Genomic DNA, 24,795 nt, shown 5'->3' with positions numbered 1-24,795 from the left:
GACATCGGCATCGCGATTCCGCGGGATCTCCTGCTGGCTCTTTCGGGGGAGGTGCGCCGCGCGGCCCGAAGGTACGGTGCGGCCGTGAGCACACTGATTCGGCCGCTCTTCAGCGGGGCCGCGTACCGGGGTTGGACATACGCGCTGCTCGGCGCGGTCCTGAGCCTGCCGCCGCTGGTCGTGGCGCTCGTCGCGGCGCCACCGACGTGGCCGGCGGCGCTGCGGGTCGTGGCATTCGGCCTCGCGCTGTGCGCGGTGCTCGTGGCCATGGGCCTTCCCCGGGCGGCCCGCCGGGGGTGCGTCCGATCGGCCGACCGGCTGCTGGGCGCCGCTCTTCCCGCCCCGCTGGAGTCGCCCGCGTCGCCTTGGGCGAACCGGTTCCGTACGTCGGTGTATCTGGCCGCGCACATGACGGTCGGTGCGGCGGTGACCGCGATGACCTGCCTGTCGGCCTTCGCGGCCCTCATACTGCCCTGCGTCTGGCTGAACGGTGGCGGCTCCGTGTCGGCGTTCGGGTGGACCGTTCCGGTGGAGCACGGTTGGCGGGGCCTGTGGACGGCGGTCGTGTCCGCCGGATGCCTGGCGCTCGGCGGGTACGTCGCCGTCGGCGGCGCGGCGGCGCTGCGCCCGCTCGCCCCGGTGCTCCTGGGCCATGGGCCCGCCGAGCGGCGGGCCGCCGCGGAGGAGCAACTGCTTGTGCTGGCCCAGAAGAACCGGCTGGCCCAGGAGTTGCACGACTCGATAGGGCACACCCTGACGGCGTCCACCATTCAGGCCGCCGTCGCGGCCGAGCTGATGGACAGCGACCCGGAGACGGCCCGACGCGCCCTCACCAGCATCGAGGAGACGTCCCGCGCCGCGATGGACGACCTCGACCACGTACTCGGCGTCCTGCGGGAAGGGCGGTCGCCCACGACGCCGCAGCACACCCTCGCCGATCTCGGCCCCTTGGTGGAGCGGGTCCGGCACGCGGGCGCCGGTCTGAGCGTCGAGACCGCCGGAGACCTCGCGCGGATACCCGCCACCGTGTCGCGGGAGGCGTACCGGATCGTCCAGGAGGGCCTGACCAACGCGTTGCGGCACGGCGAGACGGCCGCGATCAGCCTGCGGGTCGGCGCGCGGGACGGCTGGCTGGAGGTGGAGCTCGTCAACCCGGTCGACGCCACCGTGCGTTCCCGTCCCGGCAGGACGGAATGGACCGACAGGACCGACAGGACCGACAGGACCGGCAGGACGGACAGGACCGGCAGGGAGCGCGGCGGCCACGGGCTGACCGGGATCGCCGAGCGGGTGCGGCTGCTGCGCGGCGAGGTGTCCGCGGGGCCTGCGGACGAAAGCGGCCGCCCGCACTGGCGGCTGGCGGCACGGATACCGCTACGGTCGGCGCCATGAGCGCCTTCAGCGGGACGACCCCGGCCGCCGATCCCGTGGGGACCGCCCTCGATCCCGTCGTGACCGTCCTCATCGTGGACGACGACGAGCTCACGCGTACCGGGCTGCGAGCCCTGCTGTCCGCCAAGCCCGACCTGGAGGTCGTCGGCGAGGCCGCCGACGGCGCCGACGCGCTTCCCATGGTCGAGCGGCTGCGCCCCGACGTCGTCCTGATGGATGTGCGGATGCCGCGGGTGGACGGCATCGAGGCGACCCGGCGGCTGCGGTCCGCGCTGCCCGATCCGCCGAAGGTCATCGTGATCACCACCTTCGAGAACGACGAACACGTCTATGACGCCCTGCGCGTCGGCGCCAGCGGGTTCATCCGCAAGCGGGCGCCGTCGCAGCAGATCGCCCACGCCGTCCGGCTGGTGGCCACCGGTGACTCCGTACTCTTCCCGGACGCCGTCCGCAGGCTGGCCGCAGGCCGGCCCGTACGGCGCGACGCCCTCACCGGTGGGGCCGCCGGGCTCACCGGGCGCGAGACCGAGATCCTGCGGCTCATGGCGAAGGGCCTGTCCAACCAGCAGGCCGCCACGCAGCTGCGAGTGAGCCTGGAGACGGTGAAGACGCACGTCGGCAACGTGCTGACCAAACTGGGCGCGAGCAACCGCACCCAGGCGGTCGTCCTGGCCTACGAGTCGGGGCTGATGGGCCCCGGCGAGTAGACCGTCCGGTGGTGCCCCGCGGCAGGGCAGCGGTCCGCCGGGACATTTGTCACCGCTGACTCCGTACATGCGCATCTGCCGAGGTCAGCGCTCGGATCCGTAGCGTCTGGGGCATGACACAGCATGCAGAGAGCGGCCTGGCGGTGCACTTCGCCGGCGTGGTCAGGGACTTCGGCGCGGTGCGCGCCGTGGCCGGGATCGACCTGGACATCCGGCGCGGTGAGACCGTCGCCCTCCTCGGGCGGAACGGCGCGGGCAAGTCCACGACGATCGGTCTGCTCCTCGGGTTGAGCGAGCCGGACGGCGGCCGGGTGCGGCTGTTCGGCGAGCGGCCCGAGCGCGCCGTCCGGTCCGGCCGGGTCGGCGCGATGCTCCAGGAAGGCCGCCCCGTCCCCCGTGTCACCGTCCGCGAGCTCGTCGCGTTCGTTGCCCGCACCTATCCCGCCCCGCTGCCCGTCGCCGAGATCCTGGAGCTCGCCGGGCTCACCGACCTCGCCGACCGCCGCGTCGACCGGCTCTCCGGCGGCCAGGCCCAGCGCGTCCGGTTCGCCGTCGCCTTGGCCGGCGGCCCCGAGCTGATCGTCCTGGACGAGCCGACCGCCGCCCTCGACGTCGAGGCGCGGCACGCCTTCTGGGCCTCCATGCGCGCCTACGCCCGCCGGGGGAACACCGTGCTGTTCTCCACCCACTACCTGGAGGAGGCCGACGACCACGCCGACCGGATCGTCGTCATCGACCGCGGCCGGATCGTCGCCGACGGCGGCGGCGAACAGCTCAGGCAGGCCGCAGGCGGCAGCCTTGTCTCCTTCGACCTGGAGGGCCGCTCCACCGAGGGACTCGCCCGACTGCCCGGGGTCGTCTCGGTGGAGGTCCGCGGGGACCGCGCCCGGCTGCGTACGGAGGACTCCGACGCCACGGTCGTCGCCCTCGTCTCGACCGGCGGGTTCCGGCGCCTCGAAGTGACACCCGGCTCGCTCGACGACGCCTTCCTCGCCCTGACTTCCGCCCCGGACACCCGGACCTCTGCCCCGGACGCCCTGACCCCCGCCTCGGACCCCCTGACCTCCGCCCCGAAACTGGAGACCGCCCGATGATCACGGACTATGTGAAGCTGGAAGTCCGCCGCTCGCTGCGCGACGCGGGCTTCGTGCCCCTCGGCATGGGGATGCCCGTGCTGATGTATCTGCTCTTCACCAACGTCGGCGACCAGTCCGGGCAGTGGAAGACGGCCGACATGGTCGGCATGGCGGCGTACGGGGCACTGGGTGCCGCCCTGTCCACCGGGACCGGCGTCGCCGAGGACAAGTCGATCGGCTGGCTGCGGCAGCTGCGGATCACCCCGATGAGCCCCCGCCAGGTGGTGGCCGGGCGGGCCGCGACCGGCTCGGTCGTCGTGCTGCCCGCCATCCTCGCGGTGCTGGCGGCCGGAGCCCTCGTCAACGGCGTGCGGCTGGCGGCCTGGCAGTGGATCCTGCTCACCGTGCTGCTCTGGATCGGCTCGCTGCCCTTCACCCTGCTCGGCATCGGCAACGGATACAGGCTCTCGGCCCAGACGACGGGTGTGGTCAACGTGGCCTGCAACCTGGGGCTGGCGGTCCTGGGCGGGCTGTGGTTCCCGGTCGGCGAGTTCCCCGGCTGGCTGCGCTCCCTGGCGCGGTACACCCCCACCAACCGCTTCGCCGACCTCGGTTGGTCCGCCTCGCACGGCGGCGCACCCGACCTCACCACCTGCGCGGTGCTGGCCGCCTGGCTGCTGGCGTTCGGCGCGTACGCCGTGATCTCGTACCGTCGGGCAGCGACGACGGCATGACCGGGGGGACGATGCTCGGGAACGACGGATGGAAGGCGCGGCGGGCGGAGTGGCGCGCGTGCCGGAAGGCGCGGCGCGACGCCCCCGCGCCGCCCAGCCCCTACGCCATGCTGCCCTGGCTGCTGATGGGCCTGGGCGCGGCCTCCGACGTCTTCCAGGGGGAGACGCCGCACCTTTGGGCAGGCGCTCTCGGGCTGCTGGTCTTCGTCTCCCTCTACATCGCCGTGGTGTTCCGGGCCTTCGACAAACGGGCCCGGGAGGCGGAGGCCACCCGCTGGCTGCTGGTCGCGCTCTGCGCGGTCACCCTCGCTCTCGCGGGCGGATATGGCGACGACTGGGCGATGCTCTTCCCGCTGCTGGGCCTGGCCACCGGGTCGGTGCTGCGGGGCCGTCGGCTCCCTCTGGTGATGGTGCCGCTGAGCGCCGTGGCCGGGATCACCGCCGGGGTGTACGACGGCTGGGACGCCATCTCCGTCGCGTACGGCACGCTGCTCTCCGGGATGGTGACCTCCGCGATCTTCGCGCTCTCCGAGACGGTCTGGGAACTGCGCGCCACCCGGCAGGAGCTGGCGCGCGCCGCGGTCGAGAAGGAGCGGCTCCGGTTCTCCCGCGACCTGCACGATCTGCTCGGCCACACGCTGTCGGTGATCGTGGTCAAGTCCGAGGCCGCGCGCCGGCTCGCGCCGCGGGACATGGACGCCGCGCTCACGCAGGTCTCCGACATCGAGGCGGTCGGTCGGCAGGCCCTGACCGAGATCCGCGAGGCGGTCACCGGCTACCGCGAGGCGAGCCTCGCCACCGAGCTGGACCGGGCGCGCTCGGCGCTCACCGCGGCCGGAGTCGAGCCCGTCGTACGGCAGTCGGGCCCGCCGCTGGAACCGCAGACCGAGGCGCTGCTGAGCTGGGTGGTCCGGGAGGCCGCCACCAATGTCGTACGGCACTCCGGCGCCACCCGCTGCGAGATCGAGGTCTCCGGCGACTCCGAACAGGCCCGGCTGGTGATCACCGACGACGGGCGGGGCGTAGGCTCGAGCACGCCCGGCAGCGGGCTGAAGGGCCTGACCGAGCGGGTCGCGGCGGCGGGCGGCTCGCTGCGATCGGGCCCGGCGGCACGGCGCGGCTTCCGCGTCGTGGCCGAGTTGCCGGTCGGGGAGCCGGGGGCCGAGGAGTTGCGGTTCGGGGAGCCAGGGGCGGGGGAGCCGCCGGTCGGGGAGCGGGCCGCCGTCGCCGAAGAGGAGCACATCGGATGATCACCGTCCTGCTGGCCGAGGACCAGGGCATGATGCGCGGCGCCCTCGCCCTGCTGCTCGGGCTGGAGGAGGACATCGAGGTGGTCGCCCAGGTGTCCCGGGGCGACGAGATCGTGGACGCCGCGCTCGCCGCGCGCCCCGACGTGGCGCTGCTGGACATCGAACTGCCCGGCCACAGCGGCCTGGACGCGGCCGCCGAGCTGCACGCCCGGCTCCCCGACTGCCGGGTGCTGATCCTGACGACGTTCGGCCGGCCCGGCTATCTGCGCCGGGCGATGGAGGCGGGGGCGGCGGGCTTCCTCGTCAAGGACGGGCCGGTCGAGGAGCTGGCCGACGCGATCCGCCGGGTGCTGGCCGGCGATACGGTGATCGACCCGGCGCTGGCGGCGGCGGCACTGAGCGCGGGCCCCAACCCCCTCACCGCGCGCGAGCGGGACGCGCTGGGCGCCGCGGTGGACGGAGTGACGGTCGCCGACATCGCCGCGAAGCTCCATCTGTCGGAGTCGACGGTGCGCAACTACCTGTCGTCGGCGATCGGGAAGACGGGCACCCGCAACCGCATGGAAGCGGTCCGCGCGGCCCGCCGGCAGGGCTGGCTGTAACTGTCGGTCATGGCCCCGACCCCGACCCCGACCTGCGGGCGGCCGCCGAGACCCCTTTGCCGACCGAGCCCGGAGTTGCGGCCCCGCGGGCACGGCGTGACGCTGGGTAGGAGCCGGAGACGGGGGCCCGGAAAGACGTACGCCGGGAAGGACGAAGCCTGTGAGTGACCCTGTACAGATCCTGTGGACGCCTGCCGGGATCCCCATGCCGTCGCTGGGCTCGCGCGCGCTGGTGGACGTACACGACGGGGATACGCCGAACGTCAAGATGCCGGTCCGCATGCTGTCCATCGACACTCCGGAAACGACAGCGGAAACCGCCGAGACGGCCGGGAGAATCGACGCGGAGTTCAAGCAACTCGCCGCGTGGATACGGGAGGGCATCGCGCCGATCTCCGATGACCTCGCCGCATTCCTGCTGCCGAAGATCGAGACGGGGAAGGCAGGCAGTCTGCAGTTCCGCCAGGGCACGAAGGCGGCCGCGTTCAACACCGAGAACATCAAGAAGCGGCTGGCCGAGGGCAGGAAGCCCGGCAAGGAGCGCGGCATCTTCATCCGCACCGCCGACGCCCCCTTCGACGACCGCAACCGCCTGCTCGCCTACATCGCGCCGAACTACTCGAAGAAGGAACTGGCCGACCGGCCACGGGAGAAGAGGCCGACCTTCAACCTCGATCTCGTCACCGAAGGATGGGCCGCACCCTTCGTCATCTACCCCTCCATCCCCGGCGAACTCGACCTCCCCCTCCTCCTCAAGGCCGCCGACAAGGCGGTCAAGGAGAAGAAGGGGATCTGGAAGGACGCCAAAACGCTGCTCGCCTACGAGTACCGGGCCCTCGAAAAGCTCCACGACGTGACGAAGAAGAAGGTCGAGAAGACGGCGCTGAAGCCCGGCGAGGAATTCTCCTGGCGGAGCCGGTACTGCGTGGACATGCGCAACCGTGAACTGCACGGTCCGGAGGACTACTTCCGGATCCCGCCGGTCTACCGGCTGTGGCTCTGGCCGCAGGACGTGAGCGAGGCCGTCGGCCAGCTCAACCTGACCCCGTCGCAAAGACTCGCCGGAGGCGGCAGCCGCACGCGCTGAGCCCCCGTCCTCGATGGGGGCGCGGCAGTCGGTGATGGGGGCGCGGCAGTCGGTCTTGATCTTTGATCAGCACGCTTCGGCGATGAACCCCGGGTACCCCACGCGGCGCAGCGCCCGGGCCTCGCCCGACAGCAGGTGTGGCCCGGGGACGGTCAGCACGGGGCAGCCCGCCTTGGCCTGGACGAGCCGACACACCGGGCTCCGCCGGATCCGCGCCCGGAGCCCGCCGCCTCGCGCCGCGCCGACGACCAGCAGGTCGTCCGGGCGGTGCGCGATGGTGCACAGGGCCGACTCGGGCTTCCCTCTGACCAGACGCTGTACGACACGGAGGTCCGCCGGGACCCCGCCGAGCGCCTCGTCGAACGCCCGGCTCAGCCGCAGCCGGGCCTCGTCCTCCCACATCCTGGCCCACGAGGGATCGGGCCGCTTCGCGTACAGGGCCTCGCCCTCCGGCGGCTCCCAGGCGAGCACCGCCATGAGCGTCCTGCCGTCACGGCGGGCCTCCAGCACACCGCGCCGCAGAGCCGCGAGGCTGGCCAGTGAGCCGCTGACTCCGACGACGACGCGTCCGCACCCCGCCGTCATACGGGCCTCCCGCTCCGCCGCGACACGAGGTGCCGTCCGCGTTCCGGATGCCGGCCGCGGAGGTACCGGCCCGTGGCCGCGAACAGGCCCCGGATCCACGGGCCTACGGGTAGAGGGTCCGCGATGCGCTCTTCGTGGCGCCGCTGCGTCTCACGCTCCTCGCGATCGGTCATGCGTCGGCACACGTCGATCCCCTCTCTTCCCATGTCGATCCCCTCCATTCCGGAGTCTGTAGGCTCATTGGCCAGGCAAGCAGGGCCAATGGAGAGGGATTGGCATGGCAGGCGCGCGTCCGGTCCACCCTGTGGACCGCGCTCTGGGCGGGCGGCAGCTCGCCGCGTTGATCACCGGCCCGGCCGATACCCGGCTCGGTTACCGCGAACTGGCCCGGGCCGTGCGCTCCCTGGTGCTGAACGGCCGGATCGCCCTGCACATGCGGCTGCCGGCGGAGCGCGCACTCGCGTCGGCGCTCGGCATCAGCCGGGCCACCGTGACGGCCGCGTACGACCTGCTGCGGGAGAGCGGTTACGCGCACAGCCGCCGTGGCGCCGGCACCTGGACCTCGCTCCCGGACGGGCAGCGCCCCACCAGCATCGCCTCCTTCCCGACCGGCGAACAGGACACCATCGACCTCGCGCTCGCCTCCCCCGCGGCTCCCGAAGGGGCGGTCGCCGAAGCGCTCACTGAGGCCACCGCGCTGCTGCCCCGCCACACGGCCGCCCCCGGGTACCACCCGTATGGTCTGCCCGACCTGCGCGCCGCCGTCGCCGACCGCTTCACCCGCCGGGGCCTGCCCACGCTCCCTGACCAGATCCTGATCACCTCCGGCGCGCAGCACGCGCTTGCCCTCGTACTCGCCCTGCTGGGCGGCCCCGGCGACCGGGTCATGGCCGAGAACCCCTCGTACACCAACGGCCTGGACGCCCTCCGCAGGGCCCGGCTGCGGATCGCCTCCGTGCCCGTGACGGAGGCGGGCTGGGACACCGGTCTCATCGAGTCGACGTTGCGCCAGACGACGCCGCGGCTGGCCTATCTGATCCCCGACTTCCACAACCCGACCGGCAGCCTCATGCCGGACGAGCAGCGCGTGGACGTCCTGCGCGTCGCTCACCGCACCGACACCTGGCTGGTGATCGACGAGTCCATCGCCGACATCGCTCTCGACGTGCCGCCTCCGGCTCCCTTCGCGTCACTCGCCCACCCCAGCCAGGGCAGTCAGGTCATCACCATCGGCTCCCTGAGCAAGAGCTGCTGGGGCGGCCTGCGGGTCGGCTGGGTGCGGGCCACCTCCCAGCTCGTCACCGAACTCGCCGCCCTGCGGATGACGGTGGACATGGCCGGCTCGGTGCTCGACCAACTCGTGGCCCTTGCGCTGCTGGACCGCCTTGACGACGTGCTTCCTCGGCGGAGAGAGCGCCTGCGGACCCAACGCGACGCCCTTGCCGTCGCCCTCGACCGCCACCTGCCGGACTGGGTCTGGAACGTCCCACCGGGCGGCCTGTGCCTCTGGGTCGACCTCGGTCATCCAGGCGCCGCGGCCCTCGCCGACCGCGCCCTCGGCTACGGAATCCGCGTCGAGGGCGGGGCCCGGTTCGGAGTGGACCCGGGCACCCACGAACACCGCCTGCGCCTCCCGTACACCCTCCCCGCGCATGTGTACGACACGGCAGCGGAACGCCTCGCCGCCGCCCTGGAGGGCGTCCCGCTGCACGCGACGCACGCGCAGCGCCCGCACTGGGTGGCCTGACCAGCCGAAGCCCCGACCGACGGGCGGCGAAGCCCCGAAACCGCCGTGCGGCCGGAGCCCCGAAACCGCCGGGCGGCCGGACCCTCGCGTCCGCCCTGCGGGCTCGGGGAAGCCCGCGGCGTTGTTCATTCTCCGTTCGTGGCCGCTCCACCGCCGTCTGGCAAGTTGACGCACCCCCCACTAAGGAGTTCACACGATGAACCGACGCGTCATACCGGCCCTTGGTGCCGCGCTTGCCCTGAGTGCGGCGGTCTCCGCCGCCACGGTGACCCCCGCCGAGGCGGACGACGAGACGCTGACCGTGATGACCCTCAACACCTGGCATGGCGGCTCCCAGGTCACGGACGGGATCAACACGACCGTCCAGGAGATCAACGCCTCCGGCGCCGGGGTGGTTGCCCTGCAGGAGACCGACAAGGCCGTCACCAAACAGCTTGCCGAGAAGCTGGGTTGGGAGCACTACACACAGAGCGGTCTGGACGTCGACATCATCAGCAGTGAGCCCATCGAGAAGGTCGACTCGCTGTCGTCGCTGGCGGTGGCCGCGAAGATCAAGGGCGTCTGGGTGTACTCGGTCCACCTGGGCTACACGAAGTACGGGCCGTACAACGCCTGTTTCGACGGTGACAGCTACGAGACGATCTACGCCGACGAGGCCGAGCGCAAGGAGCAGGCCGAGGCGATCGTCACGTGGGCGGGTTCCTCACCGGCGATCATCGCCGGTGATCTCAACACCCCGTCCCACATGGACTGGACCGCGAAGACCAAGGCGAAGCACTGTGACTCGGTCGTGGAGTGGCCCGCGACAAAGGCGTTTGCCAACGGGGGTTACGGGGACTCCTACCGTGAGGTCAACCCGGACGAGGCGGCTTCCCCCGGCGACACCTGGACTCCGAAGTTCGCCACCAACCCCGACTACGGCGACAGGCCCGAGCCCCAGGACCGCATCGACTTCATCCTGTACAAGGGCGGCTCGCTGGACGCCACCGGCTCGAGGGTCCACGGCGGCGACAAGGAGAACTGGCCGTCCGACCACCGGGCCGTCATCACCCGGTTCACACTCTGACGCCACCCGGGCGCCGGACTTACGGGGCGGTGGGCCTGGTCGCGGGCCGGAGCCTGAACGAGATGGCCTCCAGTAGGCGTTTGTGCCGGGTCTTCTGCACGGCGGCGATCCGCCAGCGGCCGTCCGTCTCGCGGACGACGGTGTAGGTGGCGAGCTTGCCGAGCTTCTTCGGCCGGCCCTTGTGGACATCGCCACGGGTGACGACGACGGCGGTGCCGGGACCGTGGAACCGGATGTCGACGATCTCGACGGTCAGCCGGGTCCCCTTGAGGAAGCCGTCGAACAGGGCCTGGTGGGCGCGGCCGATGTCCGGCCCACCGCGGTACACGGTGCCGGCGAAGGTGATGTCGGTGGCGTCCGCGGTGAACTGCTCACCGTAGGCGGTTCCGTCGCCGCGGTTCCAGGCGGCGCAACTGCGCTCCAGCAGGGCACGGATCGCGGTCTCGTCCGGCGTCCGGGAGGTCTCAGCAGGGCTGTGTGTGGTCACTTCTCGGCCTCCGGCCTGGTATCGGGGGAGATCAGGAACGAGACGCGCTCCATGACGCGCTTGCGCTTGGTGTTGTGGAAGGCGGCGATGCGCCAGTCGTGGTCGTTCTGGCGGATCAGCGTGTAGGTCTGGGTCTTGGACAGCTCGCCGGGCTTCTTGGGCGTGCCGGTGTAGGTGTCGCCGCGGCTGGTGACCACGGCGGTGTCGGGGCCGTAGAAGCGGATGTCGAGGAAGGAGTCGGCCAGCTTGGTGTCCTCGAGGAAGCCGCCGAAGAGGGCGCGGTGGGCCTGGGTGATGTCGCGCCGCCCCTGGTAGTGGGTGCCGACATAGGTGGTGTAGGTGGCGTCCGGGGTGAAGTGCTCCCCGTACGCGTCGGCGTCGCCCCGGCCCCATGCGTCGGTCAGCGAGCGCAGCGTGCCGCAGACGGCCCGGTGGTCGTCGGCGTTCGCGGCCCCGGCTGCCGTGGCGGTGACGGTGGGAGTGAGTGCGGTGCAGTCGGCCTGGCCGAGGTTGTGGACGTCGGCGGTGGCGTCGAGCCAGAGGTATCCGGCGCCGGCGGCCGCGGCGAACGTCAGTGCGGTGAAGCCCAGAACACGCCTGATCGTGCGGCGTCGGCGCGGCGTGCGGTGCGGGGCCGCGTCGGCGGTCGGCTCGGCCGTTTCGATCGGGTCGGCTGACAGGGCGTTGGTGGCGGTCACGGTTCCCCTCCATGTTAACTTCGTCAAAGAAGTTTCTTCGTCGAAGATTTCTCTTCCTTGAGGAAGAGATTAGGGAGTGGAGGAGTCCGTGTCAACGCCCGCCATGCGACCCGATGCGAGCCAGATCTACCGCCAGTACCTGAGCGCGGTGCTGCTGCACGGCCACGCGAGCGCCCGAGCCTGCGACCTCGGTGCCACCGACCTGTACGCGCTGAACATCCTGCAGCTGGCCGGGGCGATGACCCCCGGTGAACTGGGTGCGCGCACCGGTCTGACAACCGGGCCGACCACCCGCCTGATCGACCGGCTGGAGCAGGCGGGCTATGTCCGCCGTGTGCCCGACCCCGACGATCGGCGCAAGGTCATCGTCGAACCGATCGCCCAACCTGCCGACCTCGACCGGGTCATGGCGCCCGCCCGGCAGAAGATCGGCGAGATCCTCCGCGGATACTCGCCCGAGCAACTCGACGTCCTCTTCGACTACTTCGCCCGCGCCGCCCACGCCTACCGGGAAGCAGCCGAGCAACTGCACGCCGACCGCTGACCCGCATCCCTGACGGTGTGGCACAACCTGCCCGGAGCCGACGGCGCCGGAAGGCTGCGATGGCTGGATGACCAACAAGGCCCAGGTCTCTGACCTGGGCCTTCGCGCCCGACGGTGTCGCTATTCTTCGTAGCGGGAGGGGAGGCGGTTACCTGCCCGTGCCGGAGCTGCCGGCCGTGGCCAGCGGAGTTGAGGCGCGTGGATCGGCGGGGGCCGGTGTGTCCGGTCGGCTCCGTGCTCGGGTGTGCGGGAGCGCCTGGTTCCGGATGCCGGAGAGCACCTCGTGGGGGCCCAGGCCCTGGGGGTGGCGGCGGATGGCCCCCACGTAGGCGCCGGCCAGGGTCAGGCAGAGGACCGGGGGCAGCAGCAGGACGAGCCCGAACACCGGGTCTGCCGCGAGGCTGTACACCACGTCCTGATAGTTCACCCGGCGCGCGACGTCGAGCAGCGTGGACGGGCGGGCGGCGGAGGCGGAGCCGCCGGCGAGGACCGCGCTCGCTGCGGTGCCGACGACCGCACCCGCGGCCAGGCAGGCGAGGACCAGGAGAGGGCTGAGCACCAGGGCGCGCAGTGCGAGCCCGGCGGGGGCCGGCCGCCCGCCGTCCGGCGTGGTCAGTCGCAGCAACAGCACATGCTTGCCCGGCGTCGCGCCCGTCCGCCACGGGATGACGACGAACCACAGCCCCAAGACGGTCGGCGGCACCCACAGCACCGTCGCCGCGCCGAGCACGACATGCAGGGCGACCGCGACGACCGGGGTCAGCAGCGCGACGCCCGTCACGTCCAGCAGCAGGGCGACGAGGCGGCGGCCGAAGGGGACCTTGCCGGCGGCGAGCGCCCGGTCGTCGAGGGTGTCCAGGGCGGGGAGCGCGCGGGCCAGGGGTCCCGCGATGGCCCAGCCGAGTGCGGCGCCCGCCGTGTTGACGATGAGGTCGTCGACGGCGAAGAGGCGGTACGGGCACTCGTAGAGGCCCCACAGTCCGCTGTACTGGGTCAGCTCGAAGAGCAGCGAGCCCGCGAACCCGGCCGTCGTCGCGGCGGCGAGGCCCCGCCGGAAGTGGATCCGTACGAACATCCCGAGCGGCAGTAGCAGGACCAGGTTGAACGCGGTCTGCCAGACAGCCGAGTTGTGGAGGATCAGCGCGTCGAGGGTGACGCGGTGGTGCGCCTCTTTCCAGATGTCGGCGAAGGCGACGCCCGGGGTGAACTGCGGCTCGGCGAAGCTCGGGTACGCCTTGCAGACGTCAACCGACGGCTTCGGCAGGGGCACGATCGTCATGCAGAAGGCGGTGAGTGCGTAGTAGACGCCGCCGTACACCGACAGGACCCGCCAGCGCGTGATGACGCCGTGCCGCCGGTACAGCACGATCGCCGTCGGCACGAACATCAGGAGGGCCAGCGCGGGGAAGAGCAGCGCGGCCGTCCGGATCGGCAGCAGGTAGGTCTCCGTCATGCCCGCCCACTATACATGGGGTGTATACATGGCAGATATAGAGGCGGTGTATAGAGGGTTTCGCCAGTCCTGTGGCGAAGATCGTGAAGGGCCCGGCCCACCGCCAGGAGACCCGCCAGGCGCGACAGCCCGCTGCTGAAGCCGGGGCTGCCCGCCGACTCCCGGCGGGCGGCCCCGAAGACATCGCGTGCTACGCGGTCACCACTTGTAGGTCCAGACGGTGTCGTTGTACGCGTCGGAGCTGTTCACGTGGATCCGGATGCGGGCGGTGTCATCCTGGAACGTCTGGCCGGGCTTCCAGGTCTGCATGTCCAAAGCGCTGCAGTTCCCGGTGGGTGCGGCGGCCTTGGGGTTGCTCACCACGCGGACCGGCCCACTGCCGCTGGCGACCGAGGTGTCGATCTTGTAGATCAGTACGCCGGTGGCGCAGGCGCCTGAGTCGTTGTTGGCGGCCTTGCGGGACTCGGCGACGTAGGCCGTGGTGGCGCTGGTCTTGATCACCGCCAGCTTGTAGCCACTGCCCCCGTATTCCACCCCGTTCAGGTTGGTGGAGTACGTGCCGTTCGTGGACAGGCAGGAGACCTGGCTGTCGGTGATCCAGCCGAACTTCCACGTGTGCCAGCCGAGGAACTGCGGGGCCGGGCCGCTCACCTTGCCCATGACGTCCCAGCCGCCGACGTACTGGTGCTGTTCGCCGTTGAAGGCGTAGAGGTCGGGCAGGCCGAAGGTGTGGCCGGTCTCGTGGTCGGCGACCTTGTAGCCCCAGAGCCACATGTCCTGTCCGAAGGTCACCGCCCACTTGATCAGCACCCAGGCGTTCGTCGCCTTGTTCCAGACCCAGGTCGGGTTGGCGGGGTCCTGGACCCAGGTGGGGGTGTGGGTGATCGCGGCCGCGGTGCTGGTCGGCACGATGTAGAACATGTCGTATCCGGAGAGGTCGACGCCTGCGTCGGCGGCACCGGCGAGCGCGTCCTTCAGATAGACCCGGTGCGTGTCCCAGGAGAACCCGCGCGCCCAGTTGTAGTCGGTGGAGTTCTTCGGCATGCGCACCCAGTTGCCGTATGGGGCTTTCATGTCCAGCCAGACCTTGCCGTTGGATGCCTTCCACATCCAGTCGGCGGCGCCGGATATCTGGTTGTAGTAACGATCGAGGGGTGTGGTGGTCCCGACGGCGTCGGGGAAGTCCACGTAGATCACGCCCACGCGCTTGGTGCCTTCCGGTTTCTGGAACCGGTTGTAGTCGGTTTGCTGGCCCTCGTCGGTGTAGCCGGTCGTCCCCTGGAGTGCACACGCCGAGGTGCTTGCGTTGGACCCGTGGGCGGTGTTGGCGGGGGCGATGACCAGGGTGAGCAGGGCGACCAGGGTGAGCAGGGCGGACAGGACGAGTACGGACGCCGCGACGCGCGGGCGCCGCAACGCGAGTGGGGATCTCATGGTGTGCCTCCGTGGGGAGAGGTACGCCTCCGTGGGGAGAGGTGTGCCTCCGTGGGGGAATGCCCGCTCTCAGTGATGCGGGCATGACATTCTGTTGCCTGCCGATGAATATGTTGGGGACAGGATGCGGATGCGGCGGCGATACGGAAAGCTACTGGATCCCCATAACAGCGCACTATGAGCCCGAAATTGTGCCGCCTTGATTACGAGCGGTCATCGGGAAACGGGCGAGAAACGCAACACCGGTTCGGCGCGCTGCGCCCTTGCGGAGCATCGTCGAATTCCTCGGAGGGGGCGATGCCGCGTAAGCGGCCGTCTCAGCCCCGTGCCGCCGGAGGCCACACGGGGCTGTCGGCGTAGTGGTTCACGCCCTGACCGCTCAGGGGCGCAGCAGCGGGTAGGTGTGCGTGCGCCACAGTTCTCGGCGGCCTTCGGTGAAGGACTGCGCCGGGGCGGAGCTGTCTTCGGTCGCCCAGATGTGGGCAGGTGCGGTGGACGTGCCGAGGGGCTGCCAGCCGGGGTCGCCGCTGGTGGCGAAGGCGGCCCATGCGGCCACCATGCTCTGCGAGAGGTGGTGGTCTGATGTGCTGGGCGGGCCGCCGATGAGGAACTCGACACTGGGGGCGGTGATGGTGCCGAACGCGAAGGGTATGTCGGCGCAGTGCCAGGCGTGCACCTCTCCCTGTGGGCCGGTGCGCTGCCTGGCGAAGCGGGACATGAACGCCCGGCCACCTGCCTGGGCGTGTGTGTCGGCGAGGCGGCTGCTGTACTCCCCGAAGAGCATGTCGCCGTAGATGGTGAGGTAGATGTCGAGAACGGGTGCGTCGGGCATCAGCTCGCGGTAGCCGGGCACCAGGTCGTCGGGAAGCCCGAAGTCCTTGGCGAAGCGGGCCAGTTGGTCATCAGTGGTGATCTTCTTGCTGCTGCCGACGGCGTCCAGGAGCCAGAACTCCCGCGTGGTGTGGCAGACCAGCAGGTCCACCCCGCGTGCGGCGCCCGCGGCGATCCCGGTGAGGGGGTCCGTGGGGAGGACGTCGCCATCGGCGACCGGTCCGTAGATGACGGGGTCGTAGTGGCGCGCTCCCGAGTCCGGATCCTGCCGGTAGTCGTCGACGACCTTGTCGGAGGCGGCCACCAGCGCCTGTGGTGACGCGGAGGCCAGAGCTGCGGCAGTGGCGGGGATGCCTGCCGCGGCCGCGACTCTCCGGGTGGTCTCCGCTGCGAGTTCGACGGAGTAGCAGGGGCTGACGACACTGTGGGCGATGGCGCGGCGGAACAGCCCCCGTGCCCGGTCCATCACCATCAGACAGGCGATCGAACCCGCCCCTGAGGACTGCCCGGCCACGGTGACGTTGCCGGGATCGCCGCCGAAAGCGGCGATGTTCTCGCGTACCCACCGCAATGCGGCGACCTGGTCGAGCAGGCCCCGGTTCTCCGGGTACGGCGTCTCTCCGTCGGCGGGAAGGCTGCCGAAGCCCTCGAAACCGACACGGTAGTTGAACGTGACCACGACCAGCCCGGCGCGGGCCAGTGCCGTGCCGTCGAAGTCGGGCTGCGCGGAGGACCCGAAGGTGTAGGCACCGCCATGGATCCAGACCAGGACGGGGAGTGAGTCATCAGGCGCTGCCGGGGTCCAGACGTTGACCGTGAGAACGTCCTCGTCGCCGGGCGACCAGGACGGAGCACCGGGCAGGCACGCCGACTGCGGGGAGATGGGACCGAAGCTCCCGCAGTCCCGGACACCCGTCCAGGGCTGGGCGGGGCGCGGCCCGTGGAACCGGTTGGCGCCGAACGGCGCGGCGGCGTAGGGAATGCCGAGCACCGCGACGACGTCGGGGACCGGTCGACGGCCTCGTACCAGTCCGTCCCTGGTCCGGAATGTGTCCACGGAGGTTTCCTCTCAACGGGTGCATCGCATGACGTCGCCGAGTACCGGTCGGCGGCCTGACGCCGAGCCGGGCGCAGACTCCGGCATTCTTCACGGTGCGCTCCGACCGGGTCATGCGGGGCGTTTGAGGCGGTGGGCACGGCCGGTCAGGTGGCGGCAGGACACCGGCCCTCGACATCCGACGACACCTGTCCTCGGCTTTTCTTTCCTACCGCCGTTGACCAGCCGCAAGCACTTGCGTCGAACCGTGGGGACTGTGGGGATCGGCTGGGTGGGGCGTGTCGGGTCGGGTCCGTGCACGCGTGTGGGGGAGGGCGTGGTTGCGGACGCCGGAGAGGGTTTCGTGGGGGCCCAGGCCCTGGGGGTGGCGGCGGATGGCCCTCACGTAGGCGCCGATCAGGGCCAGGCAGAGCGCCGCGGGCAGCAGCAGGACGAGTCCGGCCACTGGGTCGGCCGCGAGGCTGAACGCCACCTCCTTCGCCCGGTCCGCGATCTCGGCCAGGATGGAGGGGTCGGTGGAGGCGCTGCCCCCGACAAGGACCGCGCCTGCGGCGATGCCGACGACCGCGACCCCGCCGAGGTACGCGAGCAGCAGGAGAGGACTCAGCACCACGGCGCGCAGCGCGAGCCCGGCAGGGCTCGGCCGCCCACCTCCCGGTGTGACCAGCCGCAGCCGCAGGACGTGCTTGCCCGGAGTCGCGCCCGTCATCCACGGAATGACGACGAACCACAGGACGAAGGCGACCGGCGGCGCCCCGAGCACCGTTGCCCCGCCGAGCAGGAAATATCCGATGACGGCGACAAACGGGGTCAGCAGCGCGACACCGGTCACGTCCAGCAGCAGGGCGACGAGGCGGCGGCCGAAGGGGACCTTGCCGGCGGCGAGCGCCCGGTCGTCGAGGGTGTCCAGGGCGGGGAGCGCGCGGGCCAGGGGTCCCGCGATGGCCCAGCCGAGTGCGGCGCCCGCCGTGTTGACGATGAGGTCGTCGACGGCGAAGAGGCGGTACGGGCACTCGTAGAGGCCCCACAGCCCGCTGTACTGGGTCAGCTCGAAGAACAGTGAGCCCGCGAATCCGGCCGCCGTCGCGGCGACGAGGCCGCGCCGGAAGTGGATCCGTACGAACACCCCCAGCGGCAGTAGCAGGATCAGGTTGAACGCGGTCTGCCAGAAGGCGGAGTTGTGCAGGATCAGCGCGTCGAGGGTGACGCGGTGGTGTGCCACCTTCCAGATGTCGGAGAAGGCGACACCCGGCGTGAACTGGGGCTCGGCGAAGGACGGATACGCCTTGCAGACGTCAACCGACGGCTTCGGCAGCGGCACGACCGTCATGCAGAAGGCGGTGAACGCGTAGTACACGCCGCCGTACACCGACAGCACCCGCCAGCGGGTCATGACGCCGTGCCGCCGGTACAGCACGATCGCCGTCGGCACGAACATCAGGAGCGCCAGCGCGGGGAAGAGCAGCGCGGCCGTCCGGATCGGCAGCAGGTAGGCCCCCGTCACGCCGGGCGCCTCGCCGCACGCAGCAGATGCAGGCTGACGGCGGCCGGGAGCGCCAGGGCGGCCAGGGAGGCCGGGATGAAGGCCGCTCCGAAGCCGAAGTGCAGCGAGCCCTCGGCGACCACGAACTGCGCCGCCCAGAACAGCAGCGGCATGATGGCGGCCGCCGTCCCGATCACCTTGTCCCGGTGGCGCCACTGCGGCGCGGTCCACAGCAGCCAGAGCGTGCCGATCAGGGCGGGGACGCCCAGCACGGGCGTGAAGAGCGCAAGGGGGCTTGCCATCGCCAGCACCACCAGGGTGGCGATGGTGCGTCCTCGGTTCGCCTGCGGAGCGGGGGGCTCGTCGCCGAGTGCGGTGGCCGCGATCGTACGCGGGTCGCCGAGGCGGGTGAGCACGGCGCGTATCCCGTCGTCGTCGCCGGAGGCGGACTCCTCCGCGATCGCCACGGCGATGTGCTCCTCCAGGTCGGCCAGCAGCTCGTTCCGGCGCTCCGCGCTGAGCCCGGCCGTCTCCCGCGCCACGGCGCGCAGGTAGTCCCGCACCAGCGGGTGCTCGGTGATCGTCATGGTGGTCTCCTGCTCAGTCGGTGATGAAGTGGTCGACCGCGTCACGGAAGTGCGGCCAGATGGCGGTGAACTCCTTCAGCGCCGTGTGCCCCGACGACGTCAGCTCGTAGTAGCGCCGGGGCGGCCCGCTGGGGGACTCCTGCCAGCGGGTCTCCACCAGTCCGTCACGGCGCAGCCGCGACAGCAAGGGGTAAATGGTCCCTTGGCTCGTGGCCATGACGTTCACCGCGCCGAGGGTTTCGAGCAGCTCCACGCCGTAGCGCGGCCCCTTCCGCAAGATCGCAAGCACGCAGTACTCCAGCACCCCCTTGCGGAGCTGGCTCTCCGCCTTGCCCGCGACGGGCTTACCTGCGATGTCAGGTTCCATGCATTGCACAGTACCTGGTTATCTCTAGACGGCCAAAGGTGATGTTGGTCCGCCTACCGAGCGGCGCCAGGCGGATCGCCGCGGTGATCAACGGGGCTCCCTGTCGATCGCGGTCGGGCCCCCGACGCGGTGTGGCTAGCATGGCGGGATGAGCGACGACACATCTGATGACGCCACCTACGGTCGATCATCGACCTCGCGGTCCGGCGGGCCCACGTCGACGGACACGCTCAGGCGCGCGATGCGGTGGGAGACGTTCGCCGTTCTCGCCGTGCTGCTCGTCCTCGCGTTCGCCTTCGCCTAGCCAGTAGGTGTTCAAGCCCCGCTATGCGGGGGGGGGCGACTTGTCCGGACAACGAACAAGGCCCAGGTCCTCGACCTGGGCCGCCCTGCGTGGCGAGCGCGTGCACGTAAGCACGGCTGACGCGCACGGTGGCGGCGATCTTCTCCATCGGCTCCGGGTTCTCGGTGGCGAACCGGGACAGGCCGGACCACGCGAGGTGCAGGGGCAGGTCAGAGGGCCCATACGGACCTCCGGCGAGACCAGCGCAGAGACCTGTGCCCTTCACGTCGGGCAACCCCGAAGCCGTGGTTCAGGCAGTGCCGTAGAGCCCGGCCAACTCGGCGATGGCGCGGGTCATCTCCGCTCGCGCCTCGGAAGGGCCGACGACCTGGACGTCGGTACCGAACTGCAGCAGGTGGCGGACCGCCTCCACGACGGGGTAGACGACCTCCACCCGCAGCCACTCGTCGGTGCCGGCCTCGGGGACAGGTGGCCCGGTGAAGTAGCCGCCGGCGATGCGGGTCACCATGTCCAGCCGCTCCCGGCGCAGCCGGACGGCGATCGTGACGCCGCCGCTGCGGTCTTCCACCTCGCGGCGCAGGTCGTGCCAGACCTGGGTCAGCTCTGCGCCGGGCCGGCGGTGCGCTTCGGCCTCGATGACGCTGACCTGCGAGAGCCGGTCGGTGCGGAAGAGCCGCGGCTTGCCCCTGTGGTCGGCGACCAGGTACCAGGTGCCGGCCTTGGCCACCAGCCCGTACGGATCGACGGTGTAGGTGCGCAGCGCCGTCTGGCCGCTGTGGCGGTAGCGAACGCGTAGCCGGCGGTCGCTGAGGACCGCGGCGTACAGGGCCTCCAGGTCGGCCTCGGGGCGGGGTGCGGCACGCCAGCGGTCGGGTTCGACGAGGATGCGGCGGCTGGTCAGCTCGGCCGCCGGGCGGTGCGGGGCGGGCAGCGCGGCCATCACCTTGCGCAGCGCGGAGCCGAGGGCGTGGTCGAGGCCGAGCGCCGAGTGAGCGCTCTGCGAGGCCAGTACGAACAACGCGCGCGCCTCGTCGGTGGTCAGGCCCGTGACGTCGGTGCGGAAGCCGTTCAGGAGCCCGATGCCGCCGTCCTTGCCGCGCTCGGCGTACACCGGGACACCGGCCGCCGACAGCGCTTCGACGTCGCGGTAGATGGTGCGCTGCGACACCTCCAGGCGCTCGGCGAGCTCCTTGGCCGGGACCAGGTCACGGTGCTGGAGCAGCAGCACGATCGAGAGCAGGCGGTCGAATTTCACCCGCGCAGAATATGACGGCAGATGTCATATAAGCCCATCAAGATCGCTCCCGTTGGCACCGACGAAGGAGCACGACCGTGGAGCGTCACGACATCGAGACCCTGGCCACCCGTATCGAGGGGCCCGTGCTGTTGCCCGGCCAGGAGGGCTTCGACGAGGAGCGGACGGGCTTCAACCTCGCCGTGCGGCACCGTCCGGAGGTGATCGTCGGCGCCGCGCGGGCCGAGGACGTGGCGGCGGCCGTCGTCTTCGCCGCGGCGCACGGCTTGCCGGTAGCCGTACAGAGCACCGGGCACGGCTTCTCGGTGGCCGCCGAGGGCGGGCTGCTGGTCACCACCCGGCGCATGGCCGCTGTCCGCGTCGACCCCGAGACCCGCAGCGCGCACGTCGCAGCCGGCGCCCGCTTCGAGCAGGTGATCCCCGAGGCGGCACGGCACGGCCTGGCGCCGCTGAACGGCTCCGCCCCGCACGTGGGCGTCGTCTCCTACACCCTGGGCGGAGGGCTCCCGCTGCTCGGACGCAGCCACGGCCGGGCGGCCGACCGGGTGCTGGCCATGGACGTGGTGACCGCCGACGGGCGGCTGCGCCACGTCACCCCGGACGCCGAGCCGGAGCTGTACTGGGCGCTGCTGGGCGGGCGGGACAACTTCGGCATCGTCACCGGCATGGAGTTCGGCCTGGTGCCGGTGGCCCGGCTGTACGGCGGCGGGCTCTTCTTCGACGTCGAGCAGAGCCCCGGGATCCTGGAGGCATACCGGCAGTGGACCGCCACGGTGCCCGATGAGATGAACTCGTCGGCGGCACTGATCCCCTTCCCGGACGACCCCCAGGTGCCCGAGCCGATGCGCGGACGCCACGTCTGCCACGTGCGGATCGCCTTCACCGGCTCCCCCGAGGCCGGCGAGCGGATGGTCGAACCGCTCCGCCAGGCCGGTCGCCGGCTGCTGGAGAACCTGCGCGACATGCCCTACGAGCAGAGCGCCGACATCCACGACGACCCCCCGGTCCCGATGCCGTGGGCCGCCGACAACGCCTTCCTGGCGGACCTGGACGGCGACACGGTCCGTACGATCCTCGAGCACACCGGCCCCGGCGCGGCGCTGCCGGCCATCGTGGAGCTGCGCCACCTGGGCGGTGCGCTGGCCCGCCGGCCCGCGCACCCGAACGCCGTCGGCCATCGCGACGCACGCTTCATGCTGGCGGTCCTCACCCCCTTGATCGGCGTCTCCGCCACCGACGCGCATGCGTTCCTGGAGCGCATGTTCAAGGACCTGGAGCCCTGGACCAGCGGCCGGTTCCTCAACTTCATGGGCCACGGCGACGCCGCCGATCAGGAACGGACCCGCACCGCCTACACCACGGACGACCACAACCGGCTGACCGCGCTGAAGGCCCACTACGACCCCCAGAACATCTTCCGCCTCAACTACAACATCCCGCCGCGCACCCATCGGTGACACCGACTGCTGGGAGACCTCAATGACACCGTCATCCGCGGACGTCGCCCCGACGAGTCCCCCCATGCCGGCTCATGCTCCGCTGCGCCGGATCCTCGCCATGGACGCGGCCGGAATGATCGTGTTCGGGCTGGTCTACCTCCTCGTCTCCGGCCCCCTCGCCCGGCTGCTCGGGGTCGGCGACAAGGTGGTACTCACCTCCGGCGGCCTGATGCTGACGATCGGCGTGGGCGTCGCTGTGCTGGCCGGCCGAGCTCGTCCGCCCGCCGCATCGGTGCGACTCGTCGTCGCGATCGGGATCGCGTGGGTGGCGGCGAGCGTCGCCTCCCTCGTCCTCGACTGGTGGCACCCCAACGCCGTCGGCACGGTATGGACCGTCCTGCAGGCCATCCCCGTCTCGGTGTTCGCCATACTGCAACTCGCCGCGCTGCGCGGCAGGACCTGACCCACCGCTACCCGGCCCGCGCCGAGCGGGCCAGGCAGCGCCATCCGACCTTGGAGTTCCCCATGGCCTTGGAGAGCCAGCCGGTGAACGCGCCGGGCTCGTCCGTCACGTTCATCAACATCTTCGAAATAGCCGCCGAACACCTCGACGCGTTCATCGCCCAGTGGGAGCAACGCGCCGCACTCATGAGCGCCAAGCCCGGATTTCTCGACTCCCGGCTGCACCGGGCCCGTTCGTCGGAGACCCGGTTCCAGCTCGTCAACGTGTCCCACTGGGAAAGCCGAGAGGCGTGGGAGGCCGCCACTGCGGACACCGAGTTCGAGGAGCGCACCCGAGCCGCGCGCGAGGACCTGCAGACGCCGATCACCGCAAGCCCGGGCCTGTACGACATCGCCGTCGAGTTCTCCGCGTAGCAGCCGGGAGCGGAGCCCGGTGTGCTCACCGCTGCCTGCGCCGGCGGACTTCCGGCTGAGGGCGGAAACCCGGCCGCCCCGGACAAGGCGTCGGGCTGAGGCGTCGGCGTTCAGCCGTCCCGGCGCCAGATTGTGCTGCCCAGGTCGGTGCCGCGGACGAGCTGGACGCGCCAGGGGTCGATGCGGATCACGTGGTACCGGGGGTCGTCCGGGCCGCCGCGCCAGTAGTGGACCGGGTCGGCGGTCGCGTTCGGAGGGCAGCGCCTCAGATGGCGGTGCGGGTCTCCGTACGGTCCGCGCCGCCTGTCCCGTCCACCCCTTCCGCGCGGCCCCCGCCCCGCAGCCCGAACGCGCCGATGACGACGGCGAGCAGGGCGGTGGTGAGCGGGACGGCGAGGGCGGCGTGGTAGCCGTCGAGCAGGGCGGCGGGGCTGTCCGAATCCGTGGCGGCGACGTTGACCGCGGTGGCGGCGGAGAGGCCGAGCGCGGCGCCGAACTGGAAGGAGGTGTAGAGCAGGCCGCCGGCCAAGCCCTGCTCCGACTCCTCCACGCCCTCCGTGGCGACGATGGTGAGCGGTCCGTACGCCAGCGAGAAGCCGAGGCCGAGGACGATCAGGCTCGGCAGCATCATCGGGTACGTCCAGTCGGCGCCGACCGGCAGGAACAGGCCGTACGAGAGCGCCGCCAGCAGCAGCCCGCCGAAGATCACCCGGGCGTTGCCGAACCGGTTCACGAGTCTGGGGGTGAGCGTGGGCGACAGGATTGCGTCGATGCCGATGACGATCATCGCGAAGCTCGTCTGGAGCGTGGACCAGCCGCGCAGCTCCTGGAGATAGAGCACCACCAGGAACTGGAAGGCGAAGAAGCCGGCGGAGAAGAGCAGCCCGACGAGGTTGGCGCGGACCAACGAACCGCGGCGGAGGATGCCGAGGCGGACGAGCGGGGTGGCGGCGCGGCGCTCGACGGCGGCGAAGACGGCGAGGAGGGCAAGGCCGGCGGCCAGCGTGGCGACGGTCCGGCCGAGGCCCGCGTGCGAGGCGCGCTCGACCCCCAGGACGAGCAGCATGATGGCCGTGGTGACGGTGATCGCGCCCGCCAGGTCGACGCCCTGCCCGGCCCGGTTCTCCCGCGGCGACTTCGGCAGGAGCGCGAGCGCGGCGACCAGGATGACGGCGGACAGCGCGACCGGGGCGAAGAACACCCAGCGCCAGTCGGCCGCGGTGAGCAGCCCGCCGACGACCAGGCCGATGGAGAACCCGCCGGCCGCGGTGCCGGAGTAGATGAGCAGGGCCCGGTCGCGCTGCGGCCCCTCCGCGAAGCTCGTGGTGATGATGGACAGGCCGGCCGGGGTCATGAAGGCGGCCGCGACGCCGGTGACGAACCGCGCGGCGAGCAGCATCCAGCCCTCGGTGGCGAAGCCGCCCAGGCCGGAGAAGACCAGGAAGACGAACAGCCAGAAGACGAACATCCGGCGGCGCCCGAAGAGGTCGGCCGCGCGGCCGCCGAGCAGCATGAAGCCGCCGTAGCCCAGGACGTACGCGCTCATGACCCACTGCAGCTCGCCGGTGGACATGCCGAGGTCCGCGCGGATCGACGGCAGGGCCACGTTGAGCATGGCCACGTCGATGCCCTCCAGGAAGATCGCCCCGCACAGGACGAACAACACGCCCCAGTTTCTCGCGCTCATCTGCATCTCTCGATCCCTCGGTTCCTCGGTGACGTGGGTGGATGGGG

General features: G+C 71.4%; 25 protein-coding genes. 14 read left to right on the top strand and 11 right to left on the bottom strand.

Going from position 1 to position 24,795, the window contains the following annotated elements:
- Positions 1-84 precede the first annotated feature (84 nt).
- The 7 genes from Q3Y56_RS16770 (at position 85) to Q3Y56_RS16740 (ending at position 6,848) form a co-directional block, all read left to right on the top strand.
- Positions 85-1,392, top strand: coding sequence for a sensor histidine kinase (locus Q3Y56_RS16770; RefSeq protein WP_304462718.1), 1,308 nt, complete (start codon positions 85-87; stop codon positions 1,390-1,392).
- Positions 1,389-2,099 carry a response regulator transcription factor gene (locus tag Q3Y56_RS16765; protein WP_304462717.1) on the top strand — a complete coding sequence of 237 codons (711 nt, stop codon included), beginning with the start codon at positions 1,389-1,391 and terminating at the stop codon, positions 2,097-2,099. Before Q3Y56_RS16770 ends, Q3Y56_RS16765 begins: the two co-directional genes overlap by 4 nt.
- Before the next feature lie 113 nt (positions 2,100-2,212).
- Positions 2,213-3,193, top strand: coding sequence for an ABC transporter ATP-binding protein (locus Q3Y56_RS16760; RefSeq protein WP_304462716.1), 981 nt, complete (start codon positions 2,213-2,215; stop codon positions 3,191-3,193).
- Complete coding sequence (locus Q3Y56_RS16755; RefSeq protein WP_304465649.1) at positions 3,193-3,909, top strand: ABC transporter permease; 717 nt, start codon at positions 3,193-3,195, stop codon at positions 3,907-3,909. Before Q3Y56_RS16760 ends, Q3Y56_RS16755 begins: the two co-directional genes overlap by 1 nt.
- Before the next feature lie 107 nt (positions 3,910-4,016).
- Entirely contained in the window at positions 4,017-5,159 is a 1,143-nt protein-coding gene (locus tag Q3Y56_RS16750) for a sensor histidine kinase (protein WP_304465648.1), read from the top strand.
- The gene (locus Q3Y56_RS16745) at positions 5,156-5,761 is read left to right on the top strand and encodes a response regulator transcription factor (RefSeq protein ID WP_304462715.1); all 606 of its coding nucleotides are present in this window, start codon (positions 5,156-5,158) and stop codon (positions 5,759-5,761) included. The genes Q3Y56_RS16750 and Q3Y56_RS16745 overlap by 4 nt, the downstream gene beginning before the upstream one ends.
- Before the next feature lie 160 nt (positions 5,762-5,921).
- Complete coding sequence (locus Q3Y56_RS16740; RefSeq protein WP_304462714.1) at positions 5,922-6,848, top strand: thermonuclease family protein; 927 nt, start codon at positions 5,922-5,924, stop codon at positions 6,846-6,848.
- A gap of 66 nt (positions 6,849-6,914) precedes the next feature.
- Here Q3Y56_RS16740 and Q3Y56_RS16735 read toward each other — a convergent pair whose 3' ends face one another.
- Positions 6,915-7,433 (bottom strand): universal stress protein, encoded by a 519-nt coding sequence (locus Q3Y56_RS16735; protein ID WP_304462713.1) that lies wholly within the window; start codon positions 7,431-7,433, stop codon positions 6,915-6,917.
- 277 nt (positions 7,434-7,710) lie between these two features.
- On the opposite strand from Q3Y56_RS16735, the gene Q3Y56_RS16730 reads away from it, so the two are divergent.
- On the top strand, positions 7,711-9,180 hold the full coding sequence (locus Q3Y56_RS16730; protein ID WP_304462712.1) for a PLP-dependent aminotransferase family protein: 1,470 nt from the start codon (positions 7,711-7,713) through the stop codon (positions 9,178-9,180).
- A 196-nt stretch (positions 9,181-9,376) separates the two neighbouring features.
- Complete coding sequence (locus Q3Y56_RS16725) at positions 9,377-10,246, top strand: endonuclease/exonuclease/phosphatase family protein (protein WP_304462711.1); 870 nt, start codon at positions 9,377-9,379, stop codon at positions 10,244-10,246.
- Positions 10,247-10,265: 19 nt separating this feature from the next.
- On the opposite strand, the gene Q3Y56_RS16720 is transcribed toward Q3Y56_RS16725, so the two are convergent.
- On the bottom strand, positions 10,266-10,733 hold the full coding sequence (locus Q3Y56_RS16720; protein WP_304462710.1) for an SgcJ/EcaC family oxidoreductase: 468 nt from the start codon (positions 10,731-10,733) through the stop codon (positions 10,266-10,268).
- Positions 10,730-11,431 carry an SgcJ/EcaC family oxidoreductase gene (locus Q3Y56_RS16715; RefSeq protein WP_304462709.1) on the bottom strand — a complete coding sequence of 234 codons (702 nt, stop codon included), beginning with the start codon at positions 11,429-11,431 and terminating at the stop codon, positions 10,730-10,732. The genes Q3Y56_RS16720 and Q3Y56_RS16715 overlap by 4 nt, the downstream gene beginning before the upstream one ends.
- Positions 11,432-11,519: 88 nt before the next feature.
- Here Q3Y56_RS16715 and Q3Y56_RS16710 point away from each other — a divergent pair, with 88 nt between their 5' ends.
- Complete coding sequence (locus Q3Y56_RS16710; RefSeq protein ID WP_369696759.1) at positions 11,520-11,975, top strand: MarR family winged helix-turn-helix transcriptional regulator; 456 nt, start codon at positions 11,520-11,522, stop codon at positions 11,973-11,975.
- A gap of 148 nt (positions 11,976-12,123) precedes the next feature.
- Here the strand turns inward: Q3Y56_RS16710 and Q3Y56_RS16705 are convergent, their stop codons facing one another.
- From Q3Y56_RS16705 to Q3Y56_RS16680, 6 genes are all read right to left on the bottom strand, one after another.
- Positions 12,124-13,428: a VanZ family protein gene (locus Q3Y56_RS16705; protein WP_304462708.1), complete on the bottom strand. Its 1,305-nt coding sequence runs from the start codon at positions 13,426-13,428 to the stop codon at positions 12,124-12,126.
- Between the two features lie 198 nt (positions 13,429-13,626).
- A complete protein-coding gene (locus Q3Y56_RS16700) occupies positions 13,627-14,862 on the bottom strand; it encodes a M6 family metalloprotease domain-containing protein (RefSeq protein ID WP_304462707.1) in 1,236 nt (411 codons plus the stop codon).
- Positions 14,863-15,241: 379 nt separating this feature from the next.
- Positions 15,242-16,750, bottom strand: a complete 1,509-nt coding sequence (locus Q3Y56_RS16695; protein WP_304462706.1) for a carboxylesterase/lipase family protein — start codon at positions 16,748-16,750, stop codon at positions 15,242-15,244.
- A 208-nt stretch (positions 16,751-16,958) separates the two neighbouring features.
- On the bottom strand, positions 16,959-18,254 hold the full coding sequence (locus tag Q3Y56_RS16690) for a VanZ family protein (protein WP_304462705.1): 1,296 nt from the start codon (positions 18,252-18,254) through the stop codon (positions 16,959-16,961).
- On the bottom strand, positions 18,251-18,820 hold the full coding sequence (locus tag Q3Y56_RS16685) for a hypothetical protein (protein ID WP_304462704.1): 570 nt from the start codon (positions 18,818-18,820) through the stop codon (positions 18,251-18,253). The genes Q3Y56_RS16690 and Q3Y56_RS16685 overlap by 4 nt, the downstream gene beginning before the upstream one ends.
- 13 nt (positions 18,821-18,833) lie before the next feature.
- Positions 18,834-19,187, bottom strand: a complete 354-nt coding sequence (locus tag Q3Y56_RS16680; RefSeq protein ID WP_304462703.1) for a PadR family transcriptional regulator — start codon at positions 19,185-19,187, stop codon at positions 18,834-18,836.
- Between the two features lie 148 nt (positions 19,188-19,335).
- Here Q3Y56_RS16680 and Q3Y56_RS16675 point away from each other — a divergent pair, with 148 nt between their 5' ends.
- Positions 19,336-19,491 carry a hypothetical protein gene (locus Q3Y56_RS16675; protein ID WP_304462702.1) on the top strand — a complete coding sequence of 52 codons (156 nt, stop codon included), beginning with the start codon at positions 19,336-19,338 and terminating at the stop codon, positions 19,489-19,491.
- Between the two features lie 289 nt (positions 19,492-19,780).
- Here the strand turns inward: Q3Y56_RS16675 and Q3Y56_RS16670 are convergent, their stop codons facing one another.
- On the bottom strand, positions 19,781-20,746 hold the full coding sequence (locus tag Q3Y56_RS16670) for a YafY family protein (protein WP_304462701.1): 966 nt from the start codon (positions 20,744-20,746) through the stop codon (positions 19,781-19,783).
- A gap of 77 nt (positions 20,747-20,823) precedes the next feature.
- On the opposite strand from Q3Y56_RS16670, the gene Q3Y56_RS16665 reads away from it, so the two are divergent.
- The 3 genes from Q3Y56_RS16665 to Q3Y56_RS16655 all read left to right on the top strand — a co-directional run bounded on the left by Q3Y56_RS16665 (position 20,824) and on the right by Q3Y56_RS16655 (position 23,061).
- Positions 20,824-22,203 (top strand): FAD-binding oxidoreductase, encoded by a 1,380-nt coding sequence (locus Q3Y56_RS16665; RefSeq protein ID WP_304462700.1) that lies wholly within the window; start codon positions 20,824-20,826, stop codon positions 22,201-22,203.
- 64 nt (positions 22,204-22,267) lie between these two features.
- Positions 22,268-22,648, top strand: a complete 381-nt coding sequence (locus Q3Y56_RS16660) for a hypothetical protein (protein WP_304462699.1) — start codon at positions 22,268-22,270, stop codon at positions 22,646-22,648.
- A 62-nt stretch (positions 22,649-22,710) separates the two neighbouring features.
- A complete protein-coding gene (locus Q3Y56_RS16655) occupies positions 22,711-23,061 on the top strand; it encodes an antibiotic biosynthesis monooxygenase (protein ID WP_304462698.1) in 351 nt (116 codons plus the stop codon).
- Between the two features lie 265 nt (positions 23,062-23,326).
- Here the strand turns inward: Q3Y56_RS16655 and Q3Y56_RS16650 are convergent, their stop codons facing one another.
- Positions 23,327-24,748, bottom strand: a complete 1,422-nt coding sequence (locus tag Q3Y56_RS16650; protein ID WP_304462697.1) for an MFS transporter — start codon at positions 24,746-24,748, stop codon at positions 23,327-23,329.
- Positions 24,749-24,795 lie beyond the last annotated feature (47 nt).

Source organism: Streptomyces sp. XD-27 (genome assembly GCF_030553055.1).
In the GTDB taxonomy this organism is placed as follows: domain Bacteria; phylum Actinomycetota; class Actinomycetes; order Streptomycetales; family Streptomycetaceae; genus Streptomyces.
Note: the sequence above shows the minus strand (reverse complement) of the source record. Positions and strands in the feature narration are given on the sequence as shown.